Below are 22,931 nucleotides of genomic sequence, written 5' to 3'. Positions count from 1 at the left end.
ACAATGATGTCGGCAAAGCTTTGGGCCCCAGCCCTTACCGCTTGCGCATTAGCAACGAGTATTGCACTTGTTGGTTGTAGCAAAGATCCAAAGGATGCGCAGCAAGCTGGCGCTTCTCAACAAATGCCACCTACTGAAGTCGGTGTCATTGTTGCACAACCGCAAAATGTAGAACAATCTGTAGAGTTATCTGGCAGAACCACGGCATTTGAAATCTCTGAAGTTCGCCCACAAACGAGTGGAATCATTCTAAAACGTTTGTTTGCGGAAGGCAGTTATGTACGTGAAGGCCAGGCACTTTATGAACTTGATTCTCGTACCAACCGCGCAACATTTGATAATGCCAAAGCAGCATTATTACAACAAGAAGCGAATTTAAGCACACTCAGAACCAAACTGAATCGTTATCAGCAACTGGTTTCAAGCAACGCTGTTGCGAAGCAAGACTATGACGACTTAGTGGGTCAAGTAAATGTCGCTGAGGCACAAGTGGCAGCAGCACGTGCACAAGTTAAAAATGCTGAAGTGGACTTAGGTTATTCAACCATCCGCTCTCCAATTTCAGGTCAAACCAACCGCTCTACAGTTACGGCGGGTGCTTTGGTGACGGCAAACCAAACAGAGCCATTGGTGACAATTCAACGTTTAGACCCAATCTATGTTGATATCAACCAATCGAGTTCTGAACTTCTTCGTTTACGTCAACAATTGAGTAAAGGTAGCTTAGACAGCAGTAACAACACCCGTGTGAAGCTGAAACTTGAAGATGGCAGTGACTATCCAATCGAAGGCCGCTTAGCGTTCTCTGATGCCAGTGTCAATCCAGATACAGGGACTGTGACGATTCGTGCGGTGTTCCCGAACCCGAATCACCTGTTGCTTCCTGGTATGTTTGCCAATGCACAAATCGTTCAAGGTGTAATCCCGAATGCGATGTTAGTACCTCAAATTGCGGTGACTCGCACACCAACAGGTCAAGCGATGGCAATGATCGTGAATGACAAAGGCGTAGTAGAGCCTCGTCAAATCACCACAGTTGGTATTCAAGGCCAAGACTGGATTGTGACTGAAGGCCTTAAAACAGGTGAAAAAGTTATTGTTGACGGAATAGCGAAAGTTAAAGCTGAACAGAAAGTTGTTGCGAAACCGTATCAACCTCAAGCAGCAGCACATCAAGCTCCAACAACGGATGCTAAAAAGACAGAAGCTGGTGCGAAAACTGAACAAAAAGCTACTTCAAACGCATAAGGGGTAGACTGAATGGCTCAATTTTTTATTCATCGCCCCATTTTTGCGTGGGTGATTGCACTGGTGATTATGTTGGCGGGTATTCTCACGCTGACAAAAATGCCAGTTGCCCAATATCCGACGATTGCACCGCCCACGGTGACAATCTCTGCAACTTATCCGGGTGCTTCTGCACAGACTGTTGAAAACACGGTTACTCAGATCATTGAACAACAAATGAATGGTCTGGATGGTCTACGTTATATCTCTTCAAACAGTGCGGGTAATGGTCAAGCGTCTATTAACTTGAACTTTGAACAAGGCATCGATCCTGATATTGCTCAAGTTCAAGTACAGAACAAACTGCAATCGGCAACGGCGCTTTTACCTGAAGATGTACAACGTCAAGGTGTAAAAGTCACCAAGTCTGGTGCGAGCTTTATGCAAGTTCTTGCATTTTACTCTCCAGATGGAAGCCTATCGGCATCAGACATTAAAGACTATGTAAACTCAAACATCTCTGAACCGCTTAGCCGTGTTGCAGGTGTGGGTGAACTTCAAGTCTTTGGTGGTTCTTATGCAATGCGTATTTGGCTAGACCCTGCCAAAATGACCAGCCTACAAGTGACACCCACTGATATTGCAGCTGCGATTAATGCGCAAAACTCGCAAGTGGCAGTAGGTCAGTTAGGCGGTGCACCATCTGTGCAAGGTCAAGTGCTGAACGCAACAGTGAATGCTCAAAGCATGTTGCAAACCCCAGAGCAATTTAGAAATATTTTTCTAAAAAATACGGCTTCAGGTGCTCAAGTTCGCTTGGGTGATGTTGCGCGGGTTGAACTCGGTTCAGATAACTATCAATTTGACTCTAAATTTAATGGTAAAGCTGCTGGCGGTGTTGCAATTAAACTAGCAACAGGTGCCAACGCACTAGATACTGCTGCGGCAGTTGAAGAACGCTTAAGTGAACTTCGTCAAAACTATCCAGATGGTTTAAAAGATCAACTGGCTTATGACACCACGCCGTTTATTAAGCTATCGATTGAAAGTGTTGTACACACATTAATTGAAGCTGTCGTGTTGGTGTTCATTGTCATGTTCTTATTCTTACAGAACTGGCGTGCCACGATTATCCCAACATTGGCTGTTCCAGTCGTTGTCTTGGGTACATTTGCTGTCATTAACATTTTCGGTTTCTCAATCAACACGCTCACCATGTTTGCGATGGTCTTAGCGATTGGTCTTCTGGTCGATGATGCAATTGTTGTGGTGGAAAACGTCGAACGTGTAATGCAAGAAGAACACCTCGACCCTGTGGCTGCAACTGAAAAGTCAATGCAACAGATTTCTGGTGCCTTGGTCGGTATTACCAGTGTGTTAACTGCAGTATTCGTACCAATGGCATTCTTTGGTGGTACAACGGGCGTTATTTACCGTCAGTTCTCGATTACGCTGGTTACCGCAATGATTTTGTCACTGATCGTGGCATTAACATTCACCCCCGCCCTGTGTGCAACCTTGTTAAAACAACATGATGCAAACAAGCCAGAAAGTAATAATATTTTTGCGCGATTCTTCCGTTGGTTTAACAGCAGCTTTGAAAAAGTTGCCGTGAAATACCAAGGTGGTGTCAACCGTATGACTCACCATAAAGTATTCTCTGGTGTGGTTTATCTATTGGTGATTGCAGGTTTATTCGGTCTGTATAAAGTCTTACCTTCCTCATTCTTACCGGATGAAGACCAAGGCGTCGTCATGACTTTAGTTCAACTTCCACCAAGTGCAAGCCTTGAACGTACAGACAAAGTCGTGTCTAGTATGACGGATTACTTCCTGAATAAAGAAAAAGAGCATGTAGAGTCGATCTTTACTGTTTCTGGTTTCTCATTCACAGGTGTCGGTCAAAACGCAGGTCTTGCCTTTATTAAACTGAAAGACTGGAGTGAACGTACTACACCTGAGTCGCAAATTGGTGCCATCATTCAGCGCGGCATGTCATTGAACATGATTAAAGATGCATCTTACATCATGCCATTACAGCTACCTGCAATGCCTGAGTTAGGTGTATCTGCTGGTTTTGACATCCAATTGAAAGATGCGAGTGGTCAAGGTCACGAGAAATTGATCGCTGCACGTAATGCCATTTTAGGTATGGCTGCACAAGACAAACGTCTTGCAGGCGTGCGTCCTAATGGTCAAGAAGATACACCTCAGTACCAAATCAACATTGATCAAGCGCAAGCGGGTGCAATGGGTGTGAGTATTGCAGATATCAATACAACCATGAGCATGGCTTGGGGTGGTTCATACATTAATGACTTCGTTGACCGTGGTCGTGTGAAAAAAGTGTATGTTCAAGGTGAAGCGAATACACGGATGATGCCTGAAGACTTGAACAAGTGGTATGTGCGCAATAGCAGTGGCACGATGGTTCCGTTCTCGGCATTTGCAACAGGCGAATGGACTTATGGTTCACCACGTCTAGAGCGTTATAACGGTGTATCTTCTGTGAACATCCAAGGTACTCCAGCACCGGGCGTAAGTTCGGGTGATGCGATGCTCGCGATGGAAGAAATCATTGCCAAGTTACCATCTATGGGCTTACAAGGCTTTGACTACGAATGGACAGGTTTATCTTTAGAAGAACGTGATTCAGGCAGTCAAACAGGTCCGCTACTTGTTCTTTCAATGCTCATCGTCTTCTTATGTCTTGCCGCATTGTATGAAAGCTGGTCTATCCCTGTTTCAGTATTGCTAGTTGTACCACTAGGTATTATCGGTGCATTTACTTTAACGTGGTTAGGTATGATCATTAAGGGCGATCCAAACTTATCGTTTAACATCTACTTCCAAGTTGCGATTGTTGCCGTGATTGGTCTTTCTGCGAAAAATGCGATCTTGATCGTAGAGTTTGCAAAAGAGTTACAAGAACAAGGTGAAGATTTGTTTGATGCAACCCTTCATGCTGCAAAAATGCGTTTACGCCCAATTATCATGACCACCCTTGCATTCGGTTTTGGTGTCCTTCCGCTCGCCCTTTCAACAGGTGCTGGTGCAGGTAGCCAACACTCGGTAGGCTTTGGTGTCCTTGGTGGTGTAATTAGTTCTACACTGTTGGGTATTTTCTTCATTCCAGTATTCTTTGTTTGGATTCGTAGTATTTTCAAATACAAACCTAAGAAACAAAATAATCAGGAGCAAACATCGTGATGCAAAAAGTATGGTCTATTTCAGGTCGTAGCATTGCGGTATCTGCACTTGCGCTTGCTTTGACTGCATGTCAAAGCATGCGTGGTCCAGAACCCGTCGCTCAAGCGGATATCCCAACAGGATATATTGGTTCAACGACAGGTCCATCTGTTGCAGAACAAGGCTATAAAGACTTTTTTGCTGATCAGCGTTTAGTCCAAGTCATCGAGTTAGCACTAGCCAATAACCGTGACCTCCGTACGGCGACTTTAAATATTCAACGTGCTCAGCAAGCGTATCAAATTAGCGAAAACAACCAACTGCCAACTATTGGTGCAAGTGGTAGTGTGCTTCGCCAAGATACACTCAGCAGCAACAAACCCATGACAACATATAATGTTGGCCTTGGCGTAACTGCGTATGAGTTAGACTTTTGGGGACGTGTTCGTAGCTTAAAAGACAATGCTTTAGACAGCTATTTGGCAACTCAAAGTGCACGTGATGCAACACAAATTTCGTTGATTGGTCAGGTTGCGCAAGCATGGCTGAGCTATTCGTTTGCCAATGCCAACTTAAAACTGGCAGACCAAACCTTAAAAGCACAGCTTGAGTCGTACAATCTGAACAAAAAACGTTTTGATGTGGGTATCGACAGCGAAGTCCCTGTACGTCAAGCGCAAATTTCGGTTGAAACCGCACGTAATGACGTTGCGAACTACAAGACTCAACTTGCACAAGCACAGAACTTACTCAACCTGTTGGTGGGGCAGCCTGTTCCTGCAAACTTATTGTCTCCTCAACCTGTGAAACGCATTACCCAAAGTACGGCGTTGACAGCGGGCTTGCCAAGTGACTTGTTAAATAACCGTCCTGATGTCCGTGCTGCGGAATATCAATTGTCTGCTGCGGGTGCCAACATTGGTGCGGCAAAAGCACAGTTGTACCCAACTATCAGCTTAACGGGTACGGCAGGTTATGCATCGACAGATTTAAGCGATTTGTTTAAATCAGGTGCCTTTGTATGGTCACTTGGCCCAAGCTTGGATATTCCAATCTTTGACTGGGGTACACGTCGTGCCAATGTGAAGATTTCAGAAACTGACCAAAAAATTGCGTTGTCAGATTATGAAAAAACCATTCAAACCGCTTTCCGTGAAGTGAATGATGCCTTGGCAGTACGTGAAAATATTGGTGACCGTCTAGCAGCGCAACGTCGTCTGGTAGATGCAACCAACACCACCTATAAGCTTTCAACGGCCCGCTTCCGTGCAGGTATCGATAACTACCTGACTGTACTTGATGCACAGCGTACATCGTACTCAGCGGAACAAGGGTTGTTATTGCTTGAACAAGCAAACTTAAACAACCAAGTTGAAGTGTATAAAACCCTCGGTGGCGGTGTAAAAGCCAACACGACGGATCAAGTGGTGAAACAGCCTTCTTCTTCAGATGTGAAATACAACAAAACAGCGAACTAAGGTTTGCAACATCAAAAGCTCACTTCGGTGGGCTTTTTTATTGCTTTTTGCTGGGCTTTTTCCTATCTTCAAAGATAATCAAATCATTTGAATATTGAACATTATGCTTTTAAGTAACCTTGAGTCTGTTCCTGGACATCGCATTTCCCAACAACTGGATGTGGTCTATGGCAGTACGGTTCGAAGTAAACATGTCGGGCGTGACTTTTTGGCAGGGTTAAAAAATATTGTCGGTGGTGAGCTCACTGCCTATACCGAGCTTTTAGAAGAATCACGCCAAGAAGCCATGAATCGTATGATTGCAAAAGCACAAAGCTTAGGGGCCAATGCCATTGTGGGTATTCGTTTTTCAACTTCTAATATTGCCCAAGGTGCATCTGAGTTATTTGTTTATGGTACTGCGGTCCGTGTCACACCGTTAGACAACCATCTCCCCGATCCATTTCCAACACAGGCCTAAGCGATGGAAAGTTTAGTTTTCCAACTGCTGATGTTTGCAGTGCTGTTTAGCGTCGGTTTTGGCTTTGGTCGTTATAACGAACGCAAACATTTGACGGAGCTTGAACAGAATGAGAAGCGTCTTGCTTACATTACTGTGGATAATTTACGCAAAGTAAGCTTCGAGCAGTCTGGGCACATGATCAGTAGCAATGTTGTGATTTCTCATGATTATTTCAAATATGTACTGGCGACCGTGCAAAACTTTTTGGGTGGTAGACTCACCAGCTATGAAAGTGTCGTCGATCGTGCCCGTCGTGAAGCTATTGTCCGACTCAAACTTGAAGCGGAAAAACACGGTGCAACGCATATCGCTTGTATGCGACTGGCGACCACAGAAATGGGCATGCAAGGTGGTATGGTCGAAGTCTTTGCTTATGGGACCGCCATTCAAAGTCCTTAAACAGCGACTATTGATCAATCATCCATTCACTAAACTCAAACAGCATGAGCATTCAAAATAGCTCATGCTCGCTCACCTTCTATCGGACATTCGGATGGTAGATTGCTCACTAGAGCATAATTCTCTCCACTGAACACAATAAAATGGACATTACCTACACTATAAATAGGTCACAGATAATGAAATCTTTAACCCTGAAAATAAGTATGGCTGTACTCAGCATGATTCCACTTGTAGCCAAAGCTGAATTAATTGTACTGGCATCGCCTCAAAGTAATGATGCTTATTATGCAAAAATGATTGATGATATTTTCGATTTTCACGTCGATTATGCAAAAAAAATTATTAAAAACGGAGACAACGTCGTTGTACTGACGGACAAACACCTCTACCCCGACTATGTCAAAGCCTTGGGAAAAAAGCATGTGGCAATCGCACCGATGCATGACATTTGGATGCGCGACTTCACCAGTGCCAACCCAGCTCAACCTGTGATGTTCCGCTACACTGCCGCAGGACAAGGTGGTGCTAAAAAAGGTCAGGCCATTTCAGATGAAGTGCAAGACGAATTTAAATACTACAGCCAAAAAGCAGGCTTACAGTTTACGCAAAGCAAACTGTTGAATGATGGCGGAAACTGGGTTGAAGATGGTTATGGCAATGTCGTCCTCAGCACTAAATTTCTAGCGGATAACAAGCTCACCGAAAGCGAAGCCCGCAAAAAATTAATGGCTCAAACAGGTGCAAAGCAGATTGCCTTCATTGAGGCCGATGAACAAGGGGGCTTGGAACATGCCGATGGTGTAGTCAGCTTTGTCGACCAAAATACCTTGGTGATTAACTCTTACCCTGAAGATCCCGACTATGCCAAGCAACTCAAAGCAGATTTAAAGCGCGGCATTCCCAATGTTAAAATTCGTGAAATCATCACCCCTTATGATGGCAGCGAAATTTACGATGAAAAATTTGGTTCTGCATGTGGCTTATACACCAACATGTTAGTCACGCCTGAACGGATTTACTTCCCACAGTTTGGCATTAAAGAGGATGCTGTCGCGTTACAGCAAATTCGTAGCGTAACCAAACGTACTGTTGTTCCTGTACAGTCTTCTAATGTCTGTCATATGGGCGGTGGTGTGCGTTGTATGTCTTGGCAAGTGCGTGGGAAAAATGCGGAATTGTTCTTAAACTATTTAAATAAAATCAGTAAGTAGTACAGCGCTGTTCCCCTATCAAAACATGGGGGGGGGTATGGGAACAACTTGATCCCAAAAGGCAGGTGAAAGAGACTTTCCTCCTGCCTTTTTCAATTTACTTCACTTTCATCTTACGAATCATTTTATACAACGTGCTAGGCGATAAACGAGACACCAGAACCCCCATTTTCTCTTTGCGACCGCCGACTACGATGTATTCTTCACCTTTGAGCAAAGCGCTCACCACCGTTTGCGCAAAAATATCGGGTTCTAAACCATTTTCAATCGCTTCGTCTTGATGACCCTGTGGTTTACCCTCACCATTTAAAGCATTAAACGAGACATTGGTTTTAACAAAGCCCGGGAAAATCACCGATACATCCACGCCCTCATTGGCCACTTCGGCACGCAAGCTATTTGCCCACATATGAATGGCAGCCTTAGCTGCTGAATAGCTGGCACGGTACTGCGTCCCCAATAGCCCCGCAACACTCGAAACAAAGGCAATACGACCTGATTTTTGCGCTAAAAATGTTGGTAGAACAGTTTTGGTTAAGAACACTTGTGAGAAATAATCCACTTCCATAATCGCACGTTCAGTCTGCATGCTGGTGTCAGCAATCAAGGCACGTTGGCTTAAACCCGCATTATTAATTAACCAGTCAATCCGACCTTTTTTCTGTAGCACTTGCTCATAGGCATGACGAACTTGAGCTTCATCGGTAATGTCAGCACAAATGGAAATATGTTGATCTGGATTGAGCAGCCCGACACGAACTTTTTCGAGTTCGTCAAAACGTCTTGCCGTGAGTACCACCTCAGCACCCTGTAAAGCACATTCTTTAGCCAGTGCTTCGCCTAACCCTGAAGATGCCCCCGTAATCCATACTACTTTAGCGTCTAAACTGTTTAACTGTGCCATGTCCTTATTGCCTCATACCGAAGTTTTATTTGCAGATTGATCATTTAAAAAAGTCAGGAAATGATCGAAATATTGACTCATCATCTGCGCATCATAGATACGCCCTAACTTATCAAAACGTTTATAGCCCAACTGGGTCGTTAAGTTAATCACCCCATTTAGTGTTTTATCGACCACCAGATTAAATTTAAGCATTTTTTTAGGTTCACGAACCAGACTGGTCACCCCTTGATCGACAATTTGCGTAAACACCTTCAAAGCTGGAGCAACATAACTGTTATTGCCCTTTTCCATCTGTTCCACACAACCCAAAAGTTCGGAAACTAAGGTTTTTTCGACTGGGTAGCTTAAAAAATGCATGCTCTCGGTGTCATACATCATTTGCTCTAGATAATTCACCATTGGAATTAGACGGTCATTTGAAAAAAAAGACACGGACCACGGCATGTACTTACGTATAGTGTCTACAATGTGCTGAATAATTTTCTCTGACTCCCCATCGCCTGAGGTAGACAAGCGCGCAAGATCGCCAAAGACTTGATCAATCACCTCACAGGAAATATCCGCTAAAACCTCCCCCAAAGGTTTGGCAAGACTTTGGCTTTCGCCAGCATTAAGCTGTTGATGAATGTGAGCAAAACGTTGGTGAGTTTCAGGTTTTAATTTTAATGATATTTGATAAGTCATAGTGATCCCCCCTTTTTTTGATTTTTACTGCGAACAAAGCGCACTCTAGGCTTAGACACATCATAAAGCGCTCCGCATCATGTCGCAATTGCTAGATCAACGCATTTGCTTTACATGCCCCCATTTGCGATTTCTTTGCTACAATAGATGCAATTTTTTATCTACTTTTGAACTGTTTGAACTATGACTGATTCAGCGCAAAATATCGCTACAACTTACGATCCGACCGAGATCGAGAAAAAATGGTACCAAACTTGGGAAGAGCGTGGTTATTTCAAGCCCTCTGAAAAAGGTGAGTCATTTTGTATCATGATTCCGCCGCCAAACGTCACCGGTAGCTTGCACATGGGTCATGGTTTTAACAATGCCATTATGGATGCGTTAACCCGCTACAACCGTATGTCAGGTAAAAACACCTTATGGCAACCAGGTACAGACCATGCGGGTATTGCAACGCAAATGGTGGTTGAGCGTCAGTTGGGTGCTCAAGGTGTCAGCCGCCATGACCTTGGTCGTGAAAAATTCATCGAAAAAATCTGGGAATGGAAAGAGCAATCAGGCGACACCATCACCCGTCAAATCCGTCGTTTAGGGTCATCAGTCGACTGGTCTCGTGAACGCTTCACCATGGATGAAGGTTTGTCGAATGCCGTAAAAGAAGTGTTCGTGAAATTACACGAAGACGGCTTAATCTACCGTGGCAAACGTCTGGTAAACTGGGATCCGAAGCTACAAACTGCGCTTTCTGACCTCGAAGTTGAATCGGATAAAGAAGAAGCAGGTTCCCTGTGGCACTTCAAATATTTTTTTGAAGATAAAAAACTCCGTACCCATGATGGTAAAGACCATATTGTTGTCGCAACCACACGTCCTGAAACATTACTGGGTGATACTGCTGTTGCTGTAGCTCTTGATGATGAACGCTATACGCACCTTGTTGGTCAGAATATTATCCTACCAATTACAGGTCGTGCTGTTCCAATCGTTAAGGATGAATATGTAGATAAAGAATTCGGTACAGGCTGTGTGAAAATCACCCCTGCACATGACTTTAACGACTATGAAGTCGGTAAGCGTTGCGAATTGCCAATCATCAATATCTTCAACAAAAATGCAGAAGTGTTGGCAGAGTTTGAATACATTTCAAAAGCTGGCGAGCAAATTTCTAAAACCATCCCTGCCCCTGCGGACTATATTGGTTTAGAGCGTTTTGAAGCGCGTAAAAAACTGGTTGAACAAGCTGATGCTGAAGGTTGGTTAGATCAAATCCAACCATATACCTTGAAACCACCTCGTGGTGACCGTTCAGGCGTAATCGTTGAGCCACTTTTGACCGATCAATGGTATGTGAAAATTGCACCATTGGCGCAACCTGCCATTGAAGCGGTTCAAGACGGTCGCATCAAGTTTGTTCCTGAGCAGTACAGCAACATGTACATGGCATGGATGAACAACATTCAAGACTGGTGTATCTCTCGCCAACTTTGGTGGGGTCACCGTATCCCTGCTTGGTACGATGCTGAAGGCAACATCTATGTCGGTCGTGACGAAGCTGAAGTCCGTGCGAAAAATAACATCCCTGCTGATGTTACGCTTAGCCAAGACGAAGACGTACTGGATACTTGGTTCTCTTCTGCGCTGTGGACCTTCTCAACTCTTGGTTGGACTGGCGATGCCAAGAAAGATGCGGAAAACTATTTCCTCAATACCTTCCACCCAACTGATGTGTTAGTGACTGGTTTTGACATCATCTTCTTCTGGGTTGCTCGTATGATTATGTTTACGATGCATTTCATGAAGAATGAAGATGGTACGCCACAAGTCCCGTTTAAAACGGTCTATGTTCACGGTCTAGTTCGTGATGGCGAAGGTCAAAAAATGTCGAAGTCTAAGGGCAACGTGCTTGACCCATTAGATTTGATTGACGGTGTAGACCTTGAGACCTTGGTACAAAAACGTACTACAGGTCTGATGAACCCGAAACAAGCGGCGAAGATTGAAAAATCAACCCGTAAAGAGTTCCCAGAAGGCATTCAAGCCTATGGTACAGATGCAGTACGTTTCACCTTCTGTGCACTTGCCAACACCGGCCGTGACATCAAATTCGATATGAAACGTGTTGAAGGCTACCGTAACTTTGCCAACAAAATCTGGAACGCAACCCGTTTCGTGATGATGAACTGTGAAGAGCAAGTGATAGGTACTGAAGTTCGTCAAGACCTTTGGGAATTGCCTGAACAGTGGATCGTGAGCCGTCTGCAAAAAGCAGAAGCTGCGGTACAACAAGCCTTTGCGACTTATCGTTTAGACTTGGCTGCACAAGCGATTTATGAGTTCATTTGGAATGAATACTGTGACTGGTATGTCGAACTGACGAAACCTGTTCTGAATGATGAAAACGTATCGGTTGAACGTAAAGCTGAAGTTCGTCGTGTACTTCTTGCGGTGATGGAAGCATCTTTACGTCTTGCACACCCAATCATGCCGTATTTGACTGAAGAAATTTGGCAAACACTTGCACCGAAACTTGGTATTTCTGGTGAAACCATTATGCTGGCGCAGTACCCTATTGCTAACCCTGAGCGTGTAAACGAACAGGCTGAAGCAGATATGCAATGGCTTCAAGGTTTGATTGGTGCGGTACGTAACATCCGTGGCGAAATGGGCTTAGGTAATGCGCGTTTATTACCGGTGCTTCTTCAAAACACGACAGAAGCTGAGAAAGCACAGATTGCGCGCATTGAACCATTGGTGAAAGCATTGGCAAAAGTTGAAAGCATTACGTTCTTGGCTGATGGTGAGCAACCACCATTGTCTTCATCAAGCGTTGTTGGTCACGCGTCTGTCTTTGTTCCAATGAAAGGTTTAATTGACCCGAAAGCGGAATTGGGGCGTTTACAGAAAGACTTAGACAAAGTGCAAAAGCAGCATGACGTCATTGCAGGCAAACTTTCGAATGAAGGTTTTGTGGCGAAAGCACCTGCGGCTGTAGTTGAAGGTGAAAAAGTAAAACTGGCTGAGTTTGCAGACCAGTTAGTGAAGATTAAAGCGAATATGGAGCAAATTGCTGCGCTTTAATATGTTGATAGTTTGATCTAATTTGTAGTATAAAGGGCTGATTATTCAGCCCTTTATTTTATTATGAGCAAAATTAGTTTTTTATACTATCAGAATAAAAAAATTGAGTTAAAAGAAAGAAATTTGATAATTACAGGGAAAAATGGCTCTGGAAAAACTCGTTTTTTAAGACAATTAGAAGACAACTTAATAAATAATATAAATTTTCAACATCAAGACTTAGAACGTGAAAATTTACTAAAAAATATTAAATATGGTATAGACAACTTCCCTAAGTCTCTAGATTTAAAAACTGAAGAAATTAAAATTTATTATGACTTAAGAAATAAAAATTTGAATGAAAATGATTTCAAAAAAAACTTATCTCAACTTTATTCTATATTTCTTAAAAAATTTAAAAATTTTCAACTAGATAATCAGAACTATATAATTAATACAAATGAGGATTTAAAAAAATCACATAGAGAGGAACTTAATCCTAATAAGATTAGTGAAGAGTATTATTATTACAACAATCCTGAATACATTAAAGATTTTATTAATCGTCTTACCATTTCCATTGATCAGTATCATAAAATATCAAAATTATTTAAAATATCTCCAAATAATTTTAATAAAGAACAAATTTTTATCTTTGATGCTTCTAGAGTACAAAATGATAGATTAATTATGAAAGTCTTCCAAGACTATGAAGATTATCAGTTAAATGAAAATCTCAATAATATTGAAGAGGCATTAGAAGCATATTTAATTGCAAATAAATCAAAACTTATCTTATTCTCCGAGCAACAACCAAAATTAATAAAAATGAATAATGAAGTTAAGAAACTTCTGCATTGGTTTAAAAAAGTAGAAAAAGATCTTAAATTTATATTAGAAAATCCTAATATTAGAATTTCATTTAATCACCAGAGTAATCAAGTTTTACTCATAGATAGTCAAAAAAATTATTTTTTTTCCTTTGACTCTTTATCTTCTGGATTTAGAGCAACTTTTAACATTTACGCTAATTTACTAATGCGTGCACAGATACAAAACTTAGCACCTGAAAATTTAGCAGGTATTGCGATTATTGATGAAATTGACGTTCATTTACATATTTCTCTACAAAAGAAGGTATTACCTTTTTTAATAAAAGCTTTTCCTAAAATTCAATTCATTGTCAGCACCCATTCTCCTTTTGTAATTACATCAACAGATAATGATACTGTTGTTTATGACATTTCAAGTGGTGAATTTTTTGAAGATGATTTAAGCCACTATTCACATGAATCAATAATTAAAGAACTATTTCATGTAAAAAATGAAAATGAAAATCTTAGAGTGCTATCAGATCATCTATTAAAATTCATTGGATCAGAAAATCAAACTCAAGATCTAAATTCAATTCAAAAATTATTAAATGAAATTAATAAAGATTTTGATAAACTTTCTGTAGAACTACAACTTCAATATATGATCGCAAAAGATAAACTTAAAAAGTTAAAACATGGAGATAATTAATCCATGTTTTCAATTATAAGACCAAGTGATTTCCCTAAAAGCTTAACAAAATCAACTAAAGATTACCGTGCAGCCGACGTAGTCGAAGTACTTCAAGAAATATTCTTTTCTAAATGTTATCTATGTGAAAGAAAGGGATTTCCGGACGTAAATATTGAGCACCGTGATCCACACGAAGGTGATCTTGTTAAAAAATATGATTGGTCTAATCTTTTTTACGCATGTGTTCGATGTAATGGTATTAAATCAAATATACATAAGAATATTTTAGATTGTTGCCAAACTTTGGATGTTGCTCAAGCTATAGAGTTGCACTGCCCGATTGTCAATAACGATGGCCATAAAGTAATCGTAAAGATTGGAAATTTAGGTAGTAATCATGAAATTGAATCTACAATTAAACTTCTTGATCTATGTTTTAATGATACGAATACGGCTCTAAAGGGTATTGGTAGGCACACATTAATACAACAGATACAGAGATATCAAACTAAATTATTGATTATCAAAGATGAGCTTTTAGATGACACACTAATATTAACTGCTTCAGAAAAAAATATGAGAATAGATAAGTTAAAGGTTATGTGTGATCCTGAATTTCCTTTTTCAGCATTTTGGAAATGGTATATTACTCGTGATGTCGATTTATCGAAAATTGTAGGTAATGTCTTTTAGTTTACCCTCACCCCAACCCTCTCCCATAGGGAGAGGGAGAAAAGCATTAAAGCACCCCATGCCCCAACAACATTTCTACCCCATTCACCTTTTTCATATGCTTTAACCGTTCTTTTTCCCACTTCAACTGCTGTTTTAGCTCAGTAGCATCCTTATCTATAACCTTATACACATCACTCATTTTGAGCTGTTTGGTATTGATATGACTGCTCAAGTGAAAAGACGCAAAGATCTCCTCTAACTGGCTTTGCAAATTCTGACTCTGTGCTTCCAAAGTCAACTGATAAAACTTCACTTGTTCAGAACTTAAAGCTTTTGAGCTTAAGCCATTATTGGTCTCTAGCTGTAATTGAAGTTTCAGTAAATAAAATAAATCCTGCTCTGCATGGGCTTCATTGACCTTCTGCAAAAGTTCAGTCTTATCTAACTTCTTCGCTTCATCAGGCTCACGGTCTGGGTGAATCATCGCGGTAATTTTTAAATATACGGTTTTCAATGACTGCGCTGCCATTTTGGCTGCTTGCTCACGTTTTTCTTGTTGTTTTAGCTGCTTGGCACGTTCTCGCTCTACTTCATATTGGGCAGAATCATATTCATAATTTTCCCAGTCTACATCCACGTTTTGTTCTACCGTTTCAGCGAGGTCATGATTTTGTATTGAGTTTGCTTTGGCTTTCTTCGCACGTACATGCTCTGCATGCTGCATATAGAAAGTATCAATTTTCTCTACCTGTTCTTTCTGCGCAGAAGTCAGCATCTGAGATTTTTTTAGCATCTTGGCTAAAGCGGCTATTTTGGTGTCAATCTGCGCCAAGTCCGCTTTGCTAAAGGCATCGCTGGCCAAGTGATTCCACACGGTCTCGAGCTGTCTAAATAGAACCGTGTGTAACTCACTATACACAGGTAAAAGCTTGCTGCGCGTATAGTTTTGAATATCAGCTTGCGCATTTTTCCATGCTGCCAGTTCTTGTTTTTGTTGTTCAATACGTTCAATCAAACGATTTAATTTTTTCTGCTGCGGACTGAGTTGAGCCTCTGGCTGAGCCGTCGTTTTTAACGCTGAAGACATAACCCATCCAACCCAGTACAAAGGAGAAATTATAGCGTGATCTTAGCGCACAAGCTGCGCTACTCTCTTTGAGCCAAGTTTAAAATCTGAGTGATTCAAATTTTGAGTGAAAAAATGCCCATCATTCGATGAGCATTTTATTTAGATAAATAGCTTTACCAATAGTTTTCGACCGCAATATTTCCTTCACCACGGCGATTCATAGTCAAACCGCGTGCTTTCAGGGCTTCTTTGGTGTCTTCGACCATTTGCGGATTACCACACAGCATCACATGGCTAGTTTCAGGGTTCAGACTCAAACCGACTGCTTTTTCCAAGTCGCCATTTTCAATCAGTACAGGTAAGCGGTCATGTAGTGGCGCATGCGGATCACGGGTAATAATCGGCACAAATTTAAAGCCTGTATGGCCCTCACCAAAGGTCTCTGCAATTTCTTGAATGCGTGTTGCATAGGCCAGTTCAGAGGCTGTACGTACACTATAAACCAGTGTAATCCTCTCGTATTTCGACCACGTCTCAAAGTCTTGCAACATCGAGATAAAAGGTGCAAGTCCTGTCCCTGTGCCCAGTAACCACAAGTCTTTTGGTAATGGCAACTGATAACGCGCCAAAGTCAAAAAGCCGTACGGGATCTTTTCGAGGTAGATGTCATCATCGACTTTTAAATGTTGTAAATTTGAGGTAAATGCACCTTCAGGCACCACAATCGAGAAAAACTCTAAAGTTTCATCAAAAGGAGAGGACACCACCGAATACGCTCGAACCACCAATTCATCGCCCACTTTGATGCCAATACGGGCAAATTGTCCTGCGGTAAATTTAAAATGTGCAGGACGCGTCATGGTGAAGCTAAAAAGTGTATTGGTCCAACGGTGTACGGATAAAACCTTTTCTAGGCTAAATTTTTCAATTGACATGATTTCAGCGTGGCATCAAAGACGTTGCTCATGTTAGCATGACCACATAATTTGTTAATATTTTTTAAATGTTAAGGCTATATTCATGCGCATGACTTTACGCCAGTTGGCGGTTTTTGTAGCAGTTGCTCAAGAAGGCACAGTAACCAAAGCCAGTGATGCGGTTCGACTCACCCAGAGTGCTGCGAGTATGGCTTTAGCAGATCTAGAGGACGGTTTAGGGGCTCCACTGTTTGACCGTCTAGGTAAGCGTCTTCAACTCAATGATTTGGGTCGTTTCCTACTGCCACAAGCTTTAGAAATTTTGGGTCGCTGTGATGCTTTCGAACAAGCCGCTAAAGGTGAGTTACAAAGCATTGATTTACGTTTGGGTGCAACCCTGACCATCAGTGACTACCTCATGCCTGACCTGATGGCTGACTTCTTACAAATTCAACCTCAAGCCCATTTACAGCTACAAGTCGGGAATACCCGTCAAATGATTGAGGCGGTGAATCAGTTCCAACTAGATTTGGCCTTGATTGAAGGCTCTTGTCACTTGCCACAACTCCAGTGTATTCACTGGCGTGACGATGAATTAGCCGTCTGCTGTGCACCAGACCATCCTTTGGCGCAGTTAAATCGCACATTAACGCCTGAAGACTTTAAATCGGTCGAATGGATCTTGCGTGAAGAAGGTTCAGGTACACGTGAAGTGTTTGATAATGCTATTTTAAAAGACTTGCCTGATGCCAATATCCGTCTGACCTTGGGTCATAATGAAGCGATTTTAAAAATCGTGGCGGGTGGTTTAGGGATGTCATGTATTTCAAAACTGGCAACAGAGCCTTTGCGCGAAAAAGGCCAGTTGGTGGTGCTTGATACGCCGTTTTGGTCTCTCACGCGTCCACTGTTCATGTTGGTGCATCGTCAGAAGTACCAAGGCCCAGGACTCAAAGCCTTTATGAAATTCTGCGAAAAATAAGTAAGTAAAAAGCACCCAAGGGTGCTTTTTTTATTTCCCAAATTGGCGCTCACAAGGCTCACCATCATTGTTCCCATCCATTTGGGTATTTGGACAGTTTCTTAAGAAATAAACCGCTTCTTCATAAGAACGCATTTGGGAGCAATGGGTTCGTCCATCGCATTTAAACTGTCCAGTGCTGACAGGTAAACGACCATTTTGTTTATCAATACTTTCCGTTACACGTTCAGTACGGGGTTGATTGGTCTGATGCAGACCTGCATCTAAATTACGCTTCCCTTGCTCAGATAAGATTTGATCGGGCAACTTTCCTAAAGCTTTACGCTGTTCTTCTACAATCTGTTGCTGCTCGAGCATCAACTGCTCAGCTTTACGCTGCTTTTCTGCACTATAACTTTGATATTTCCCATAGGTCAAAAAGCCCAATACCGCGACGATAATGATGCCAATCACGGTGATGATAGTACTTTTATGCCCTGCCTCATGGTAACGTGGTGAGGCTTGGGTACGTGCTTTTTTCTTATTTGATGATGTCGTGGCTTTGCTTTCTGAGGACAGACCGAGCCGCTGGATATTGCCAGCCTTAAACTTGCCTTGGTCTTCTACAATCATAAACTGAAGTGCTTCGCCAATCTTGGGTTCAATGTTGTGCTGTGGCAAATCTTTGATATGAAAAAACACATCATCAATATCCCCTTCCACCTCAATGAAACCAAAACCACGTGAGGTACTAAAGCTTTTGATTTTTCCTTTCAGAAACATAATCTGCTCTATTCAACTGTATTTTTTGTATTGTAATCAATAAAAAAGAGGCTAAAAAGCCTCTTTGCTTCAAAATACAAAGATTAATCTTTGCACGATTGAACGCTGAATCAACGCTGACTTAGCGTCGAAAATTAGACAATAAATCTGTGGTAATCGATTTATTATGGCTTGAGACTTTCGACTTCTTGGCTTTAGCAGAGTTGTCTTCAACTCGCTCAATTTTAATCGCTTTATTGCGATCGCCATTTTCAACCACATTAAACTTCACGCGTTCATTGCGTTTCGGCTCACCTGAGTCTGCAGGGAAATCCGAGATATGAAAAAATACGTCGCCTTCAGGTGAGGAAATAAAGCCAAAACCTTTGTCAGCGTTATATTGCTTAACTTTTCCTTGATATTGCTCGGCCTTCATAAACAGATCCTAATATGTACACGCTTTGTTGTAGTATATAAAAAAGAGGCTATAAAAGCCTCTTTTTGCTGGGGCTCAATCTTAATCTTTTTGAACTGAACCAAAGATTTTGTCGCCCGCATCACCTAGACCCGGCACGATATAACCATTGGCATTTAAGCCTTGGTCAATTGAAGCCGTGAAAATAGTGACGTCTGGGTGCGCATCCAAAACACGTTTAATGCCTTCAGGCGCTGCAACCAACACCATCACACGAATGTCTTTACAGCCACTTGCTTTCAATACATCAATCGCAGCAACCAATGAAGAACCTGTGGCAAGCATCGGATCGATGATCATCGCTAAACGGTTCTGTACATCTGGAACTAATTTTTTGTAATAAGTACGTGCTTCAAGCGTTTCTTCATCACGTTCTAAACCCAGTACAGACACTTTAGCACTTGGAATCAGGTTTAAGAAACCATCTAGCATGCCAATACCCGCACGTAAAATTGGCACAACCGTGATTTTTTTACCCACAATGCGGTCTACCGTTACTTTACCATTCCAACCATCAATTTCATGGTCGCAAACAGGTAAATCTTTGGTCGCTTCATAGGTCAACAACATGGTCACTTCTTGAGCCAGCTCACGGAAGTTTTTGGTGCTGATATCAGCACGACGAAGAAGACCAAGCTTATGACGAATCAGTGGATGACGAATTTCATGGATAGCCACGGGAGAGCACCTAAAAGGTAAAATAAAATTCCTTACATTATAAAGCTTTTTATCGTGCGATAAAAACAAAAAAGCCCCCAATTGATGGAGGCTTTTTTGTTAAAACGAAACGTTTTTAAAAATTAGTGCTGTTGAGAAAGCATAAAGTGGATTGGAGATAGAATCTCTGACTGAAGTGCTAGCTTGATAATTGGATCTGGATAGATACCAATCACAAGCACTGCTGCCGCAGCTAATAGCACCATAATACCACCCACTTTTTGGCCCCAATGATCGACTGCATCTACACGCGGTACATCTGGTGGTGTCATGTACATAACAACCATCACACGGAGATAGTAGTACAGACCAATACCAGAACCGACGATGATCATCGCAGCAAGGAACCAATGTTGAGTCGTTACCGCAGCCATGACTACAAGGAACTTACCAATGAAGCCCGCTGTCAATGGAATACCTGCAAGCGATAGCATCATCACGGTTAATACAGCAGTCAACACTGGACGACGCCAGAATAGACCACGGTAGTCCGCTAAGCTTTCTGCTTCGTCTACGTTGTTGTATGGGCTAGACATCAATGCAACCGCACCGAACGCACCAATCGTAGTTAACACATAAGTGATCACATAGACCGATACGTTACCAAGGCTTGCATAAGTCATGCTGATTAAACCAATCAACAAGTAACCAAAGTGCGCAATTGAAGAGTATGCCAAGATACGTTTCAAGTTCACTTGTTTCACTGCAAGGAAGTTACCCACCAAGATCGATAACACCGCAATCACGGTTAAGATCGTCACGATTGAGTCAACAAGGATCGCACCTGAAGTAAGAATGTAACGTACAAACAGACCAATCGTCGCTACTTTTGCAGCCGTTGCAAGGAAAGTTGCGATCGGAGTTGGTGCACCTGCATAAACGTCTGGTGTCCATTTGTGGAATGGCGCTAAAGACAGTTTGAATGCCACAGCAAAAACAATCAGGCCTAAACCTAAAAGTACCATTGGCTGTTGGATGTTTTGCATTAACGCTTGAACATTGTCATAGAACGACATTGAACCTGTGTACGCGTAAATATAAGCCATACCCATCAACAACATTGCCGAAGCTGTTGCTGAAAGCACCAAGTACTTCACACCCGCTTCTAAAGACTTAGAGCGCTGGTGTGTATAGGCCAATAAGCCATATACAGGAATCGACATTAACTCAAGGCTAATGAAGAACGATGCATAGTGAGAGCTTGCCACCATTAACATTGCACCAGTCACTGATGACAACATTAAGATATACAGTTCTTCACGGTTATCTTTATAGCTTTCGATATAAGCATGCGACAGAGTACAGCATGCCAAAGCAGCAATTAGAATAATTACTTGGTACAGCAAGGTGAACGCATCCACCATGAACATACCCATCACGTTCGCAGGTTTAAAAGCACCACCGAACATTGTGAATAGTACATATGCTGCTGCAAGGTTTAAGCCCACAACTGATGCTGTTGCAATTAAGTTATGGTTACGCTTAATCGCAGTAAGAATCATCACGACGATCGTTGTTAAAGCAACGATCATCACAGGAGCTAAAGGCATAAGCTCAGAAAATGACATTGTGAAGTTCATGACTTATTGCATCTCCACATTTTCGAGTTGAACAGTTGCTTGACTCGCAACATCAACTACTTCTTGTACAGGAATGTAGCTGTTCGCTAACCACGCCATGCTTGAATTTGAAATATCAAGGAAGCTTTGTGGGTACAAACCAAGCCATAACAGACCGAAAGCACAGATTAACAAGATCACTACTTCACGCGCATTTAAATCTTTCAATGGGTTGTTGTAGTGCGGCTGTTGTTCTTCGTTTGGCGTACCAAACAACGCTTTGTGGATCAGAATCAAGCCATAAAGACCTGCAAATACTAAGCTTACTGCTGCAAGAATAGTAAACACTGGGAATTTTGCATAAGAACCCATCAAGATCAGGAACTCACCAATGAAGTTACCTAGACCTGGAATACCCACAAGCGCCGCCACGAAGAACATGAGGAAGAATGCAAGATATGGGAACTGACCACGCATACCGCCCATCAAACGCATATCACGAGTGTGAACACGCTCGTATACTTGACCACACATAATGAACAATGCAGCAGATGATAGGCCATGTGCCAACATCATGATCATCAAACCTTGGAAGGTTAAGATGTTACCTGCGTAAATCGCAAGTAAAACAAAGCCCATGTGTGAAATTGACGTGTACGCAAGTAAACGTTTCATATCGGTTTGCTGGAAAGCACACCAAGCACCGTAGAAGATACCGATTAAACCGAAAATGATCGCGATGTCTGCAAACTGTGCAGAAGCCGCTGGGAAGAATGGAATCACAAAACGTAGTAAACCATATGCAGCGGTCTTAATTAAGATACCTGCAAGGTCAACCGAACCTGCTGTAGGGGCTTGCGCATGCGCATCTGGTAACCAGCCATGTAATGGGAAAACTGGAAGTTTTACCGCAAAACCGACGAATAAACACAGCATGAATGCAAAAGCAACAGCAGGTAATTCTTTGTCTAAAGTATTGGCTACAGCTAATAAATAGTTGTAATCAAAACCGATCATACCCGTCATCATGTAACCGTAAACCACAAGGCCTAGGATACCGATGAGCATGATAAGACCCGCTACTTGCGTGTAGAGGAAGAATTTGGTTGCAGCATAAACACGTGACTTCCCTTCTGCCCCTTTATGACCCCAAAGTGCGATCAAGAAGTAGATAGGTACAAGCATCATCTCCCAGAAGAAGAAGAACAAGAACATGTCAATCGCTAAGAATACACCGATCACACCACCCAAAGACCATAAAAGGTTTAAGTGGAAGAAACCAACATTCTTTTGAATTTCACCCCAAGAACAGCCGACAGCCAACACACCTAAAAGTGCAGTTAAGCCCACCATTAATAGAGATAGACCATCCACCGCTAAGTGAATGTTAATGCCTAAAGTCTGAATCCATGGCAACATGAATTCAGCAGACCACGATGGTACTTTCGCGCCAAGTTCGTAGTTAAATGTACCTGTCTGCCATAGCGCAACAGTTAAGCCCAAAGTAATGAGCATACCCACTAACGCGATATAACGCGGCAGTTTGTCGTCGAGTTTGTCGACTAACCAACAAATAAAACCAGCAATGAACGGAACTAAGATCAGCGCGGGTAGAATCCAGTTGTTTGTGATT

The 22,931-nt window shown here is 42.1% G+C and carries 19 protein-coding genes; 10 read left to right on the top strand and 9 right to left on the bottom strand.

What is annotated here, in order from left to right; all coding sequences use genetic code 11:
* Positions 1-3 precede the first annotated feature (3 nt).
* The 6 genes from RR876_RS04035 (at position 4) to RR876_RS04010 (ending at position 8,009) form a co-directional block, all read left to right on the top strand.
* On the top strand, positions 4-1,248 hold the full coding sequence (locus RR876_RS04035) for an efflux RND transporter periplasmic adaptor subunit (RefSeq protein ID WP_332476639.1): 1,245 nt from the start codon (positions 4-6) through the stop codon (positions 1,246-1,248).
* Positions 1,249-1,260: 12 nt separating this feature from the next.
* Positions 1,261-4,437, top strand: coding sequence for a multidrug efflux RND transporter permease subunit AdeJ (gene adeJ / locus RR876_RS04030; protein ID WP_332476640.1), 3,177 nt, complete (start codon positions 1,261-1,263; stop codon positions 4,435-4,437).
* On the top strand, positions 4,437-5,894 hold the full coding sequence (adeK, locus tag RR876_RS04025) for a multidrug efflux RND transporter AdeIJK outer membrane channel subunit AdeK (RefSeq protein ID WP_004695429.1): 1,458 nt from the start codon (positions 4,437-4,439) through the stop codon (positions 5,892-5,894). The genes adeJ and adeK overlap by 1 nt, the downstream gene beginning before the upstream one ends.
* Before the next feature lie 103 nt (positions 5,895-5,997).
* Positions 5,998-6,354 (top strand): YbjQ family protein, encoded by a 357-nt coding sequence (locus RR876_RS04020; protein WP_332476641.1) that lies wholly within the window; start codon positions 5,998-6,000, stop codon positions 6,352-6,354.
* A 3-nt stretch (positions 6,355-6,357) separates the two neighbouring features.
* A complete protein-coding gene (locus RR876_RS04015; protein ID WP_332476642.1) occupies positions 6,358-6,795 on the top strand; it encodes a heavy metal-binding domain-containing protein in 438 nt (145 codons plus the stop codon).
* 179 nt (positions 6,796-6,974) lie between these two features.
* On the top strand, positions 6,975-8,009 hold the full coding sequence (locus RR876_RS04010) for an agmatine deiminase family protein (RefSeq protein ID WP_332476643.1): 1,035 nt from the start codon (positions 6,975-6,977) through the stop codon (positions 8,007-8,009).
* Between the two features lie 97 nt (positions 8,010-8,106).
* Here RR876_RS04010 and RR876_RS04005 read toward each other — a convergent pair whose 3' ends face one another.
* Both RR876_RS04005 and RR876_RS04000 read right to left on the bottom strand, forming a co-directional pair.
* On the bottom strand, positions 8,107-8,913 hold the full coding sequence (locus RR876_RS04005) for an SDR family NAD(P)-dependent oxidoreductase (RefSeq protein ID WP_087012671.1): 807 nt from the start codon (positions 8,911-8,913) through the stop codon (positions 8,107-8,109).
* Between the two features lie 12 nt (positions 8,914-8,925).
* Entirely contained in the window at positions 8,926-9,600 is a 675-nt protein-coding gene (locus tag RR876_RS04000; protein ID WP_332476644.1) for a hypothetical protein, read from the bottom strand.
* A gap of 183 nt (positions 9,601-9,783) precedes the next feature.
* Here RR876_RS04000 and RR876_RS03995 point away from each other — a divergent pair, with 183 nt between their 5' ends.
* The 3 genes from RR876_RS03995 to RR876_RS03985 all read left to right on the top strand — a co-directional run bounded on the left by RR876_RS03995 (position 9,784) and on the right by RR876_RS03985 (position 14,856).
* Positions 9,784-12,678 (top strand): valine--tRNA ligase, encoded by a 2,895-nt coding sequence (locus tag RR876_RS03995; protein ID WP_332476645.1) that lies wholly within the window; start codon positions 9,784-9,786, stop codon positions 12,676-12,678.
* 63 nt (positions 12,679-12,741) lie between these two features.
* Positions 12,742-14,181 (top strand): AAA family ATPase, encoded by a 1,440-nt coding sequence (locus RR876_RS03990; protein ID WP_332476646.1) that lies wholly within the window; start codon positions 12,742-12,744, stop codon positions 14,179-14,181.
* A gap of 3 nt (positions 14,182-14,184) precedes the next feature.
* Positions 14,185-14,856 (top strand): HNH endonuclease, encoded by a 672-nt coding sequence (locus RR876_RS03985; RefSeq protein WP_332476647.1) that lies wholly within the window; start codon positions 14,185-14,187, stop codon positions 14,854-14,856.
* 46 nt (positions 14,857-14,902) lie between these two features.
* Here the strand turns inward: RR876_RS03985 and RR876_RS03980 are convergent, their stop codons facing one another.
* Together RR876_RS03980 and RR876_RS03975 are read right to left on the bottom strand one after the other, a co-directional pair.
* Positions 14,903-15,925, bottom strand: a complete 1,023-nt coding sequence (locus tag RR876_RS03980) for a molecular chaperone DnaJ (protein ID WP_332476648.1) — start codon at positions 15,923-15,925, stop codon at positions 14,903-14,905.
* Positions 15,926-16,080: 155 nt separating this feature from the next.
* The gene (locus tag RR876_RS03975; protein ID WP_332476649.1) at positions 16,081-16,842 is read right to left on the bottom strand and encodes a ferredoxin--NADP reductase; all 762 of its coding nucleotides are present in this window, start codon (positions 16,840-16,842) and stop codon (positions 16,081-16,083) included.
* 85 nt (positions 16,843-16,927) lie between these two features.
* On the opposite strand from RR876_RS03975, the gene gigC reads away from it, so the two are divergent.
* On the top strand, positions 16,928-17,806 hold the full coding sequence (gigC, locus tag RR876_RS03970; protein WP_010327351.1) for a LysR family transcriptional regulator GigC: 879 nt from the start codon (positions 16,928-16,930) through the stop codon (positions 17,804-17,806).
* A gap of 30 nt (positions 17,807-17,836) precedes the next feature.
* Here gigC and RR876_RS03965 read toward each other — a convergent pair whose 3' ends face one another.
* The 5 genes from RR876_RS03965 to nuoM form a co-directional block, all read right to left on the bottom strand.
* On the bottom strand, positions 17,837-18,568 hold the full coding sequence (locus tag RR876_RS03965; protein ID WP_332476650.1) for a cold shock domain-containing protein: 732 nt from the start codon (positions 18,566-18,568) through the stop codon (positions 17,837-17,839).
* 121 nt (positions 18,569-18,689) lie between these two features.
* Positions 18,690-18,983, bottom strand: a complete 294-nt coding sequence (locus tag RR876_RS03960) for a cold shock domain-containing protein (protein WP_004982899.1) — start codon at positions 18,981-18,983, stop codon at positions 18,690-18,692.
* A gap of 81 nt (positions 18,984-19,064) precedes the next feature.
* On the bottom strand, positions 19,065-19,700 hold the full coding sequence (gene upp / locus RR876_RS03955; protein ID WP_058870138.1) for a uracil phosphoribosyltransferase: 636 nt from the start codon (positions 19,698-19,700) through the stop codon (positions 19,065-19,067).
* A gap of 122 nt (positions 19,701-19,822) precedes the next feature.
* Positions 19,823-21,319 (bottom strand): NADH-quinone oxidoreductase subunit NuoN, encoded by a 1,497-nt coding sequence (gene nuoN, locus RR876_RS03950; protein ID WP_332476651.1) that lies wholly within the window; start codon positions 21,317-21,319, stop codon positions 19,823-19,825.
* A 3-nt stretch (positions 21,320-21,322) separates the two neighbouring features.
* Positions 21,323-22,930: an NADH-quinone oxidoreductase subunit M gene (gene nuoM / locus RR876_RS03945; RefSeq protein ID WP_332476720.1), complete on the bottom strand. Its 1,608-nt coding sequence runs from the start codon at positions 22,928-22,930 to the stop codon at positions 21,323-21,325.
* Between the last annotated feature and the right edge of the window lies 1 nt (position 22,931).

This window comes from Acinetobacter sp. (genome assembly GCF_036666595.1).
Taxonomy (GTDB): domain Bacteria; phylum Pseudomonadota; class Gammaproteobacteria; order Pseudomonadales; family Moraxellaceae; genus Acinetobacter.
This window is presented reverse-complemented; position numbering and strand designations above follow the sequence as displayed.

What these genes read in the sequence shown, in the direction of transcription:
- gigC (WP_010327351.1), top strand. Translation starts at nt 16,928, where the DNA reads ATGCGCATGACTTTACGCCAGTTGGCGGTTTTTGTAGCAGTTGCTCAA.
- nuoN (WP_332476651.1), bottom strand. Translation starts at nt 21,319, where the DNA reads ATGAACTTCACAATGTCATTTTCTGAGCTTATGCCTTTAGCTCCTGTG.
- RR876_RS04010 (WP_332476643.1), top strand. Translation starts at nt 6,975, where the DNA reads ATGAAATCTTTAACCCTGAAAATAAGTATGGCTGTACTCAGCATGATT.
- RR876_RS03995 (WP_332476645.1), top strand. Translation starts at nt 9,784, where the DNA reads ATGACTGATTCAGCGCAAAATATCGCTACAACTTACGATCCGACCGAG.
- RR876_RS04005 (WP_087012671.1), bottom strand. Translation starts at nt 8,913, where the DNA reads ATGGCACAGTTAAACAGTTTAGACGCTAAAGTAGTATGGATTACGGGG.
- RR876_RS03980 (WP_332476648.1), bottom strand. Translation starts at nt 15,925, where the DNA reads ATGTCTTCAGCGTTAAAAACGACGGCTCAGCCAGAGGCTCAACTCAGT.
- RR876_RS03985 (WP_332476647.1), top strand. Translation starts at nt 14,185, where the DNA reads ATGTTTTCAATTATAAGACCAAGTGATTTCCCTAAAAGCTTAACAAAA.
- RR876_RS03960 (WP_004982899.1), bottom strand. Translation starts at nt 18,983, where the DNA reads ATGAAGGCCGAGCAATATCAAGGAAAAGTTAAGCAATATAACGCTGAC.
- RR876_RS04020 (WP_332476641.1), top strand. Translation starts at nt 5,998, where the DNA reads ATGCTTTTAAGTAACCTTGAGTCTGTTCCTGGACATCGCATTTCCCAA.
- RR876_RS03975 (WP_332476649.1), bottom strand. Translation starts at nt 16,842, where the DNA reads ATGTCAATTGAAAAATTTAGCCTAGAAAAGGTTTTATCCGTACACCGT.
- adeJ (WP_332476640.1), top strand. Translation starts at nt 1,261, where the DNA reads ATGGCTCAATTTTTTATTCATCGCCCCATTTTTGCGTGGGTGATTGCA.
- RR876_RS04015 (WP_332476642.1), top strand. Translation starts at nt 6,358, where the DNA reads ATGGAAAGTTTAGTTTTCCAACTGCTGATGTTTGCAGTGCTGTTTAGC.
- adeK (WP_004695429.1), top strand. Translation starts at nt 4,437, where the DNA reads ATGCAAAAAGTATGGTCTATTTCAGGTCGTAGCATTGCGGTATCTGCA.
- RR876_RS03965 (WP_332476650.1), bottom strand. Translation starts at nt 18,568, where the DNA reads ATGTTTCTGAAAGGAAAAATCAAAAGCTTTAGTACCTCACGTGGTTTT.
- RR876_RS03990 (WP_332476646.1), top strand. Translation starts at nt 12,742, where the DNA reads ATGAGCAAAATTAGTTTTTTATACTATCAGAATAAAAAAATTGAGTTA.
- RR876_RS04000 (WP_332476644.1), bottom strand. Translation starts at nt 9,600, where the DNA reads ATGACTTATCAAATATCATTAAAATTAAAACCTGAAACTCACCAACGT.
- RR876_RS04035 (WP_332476639.1), top strand. Translation starts at nt 4, where the DNA reads ATGATGTCGGCAAAGCTTTGGGCCCCAGCCCTTACCGCTTGCGCATTA.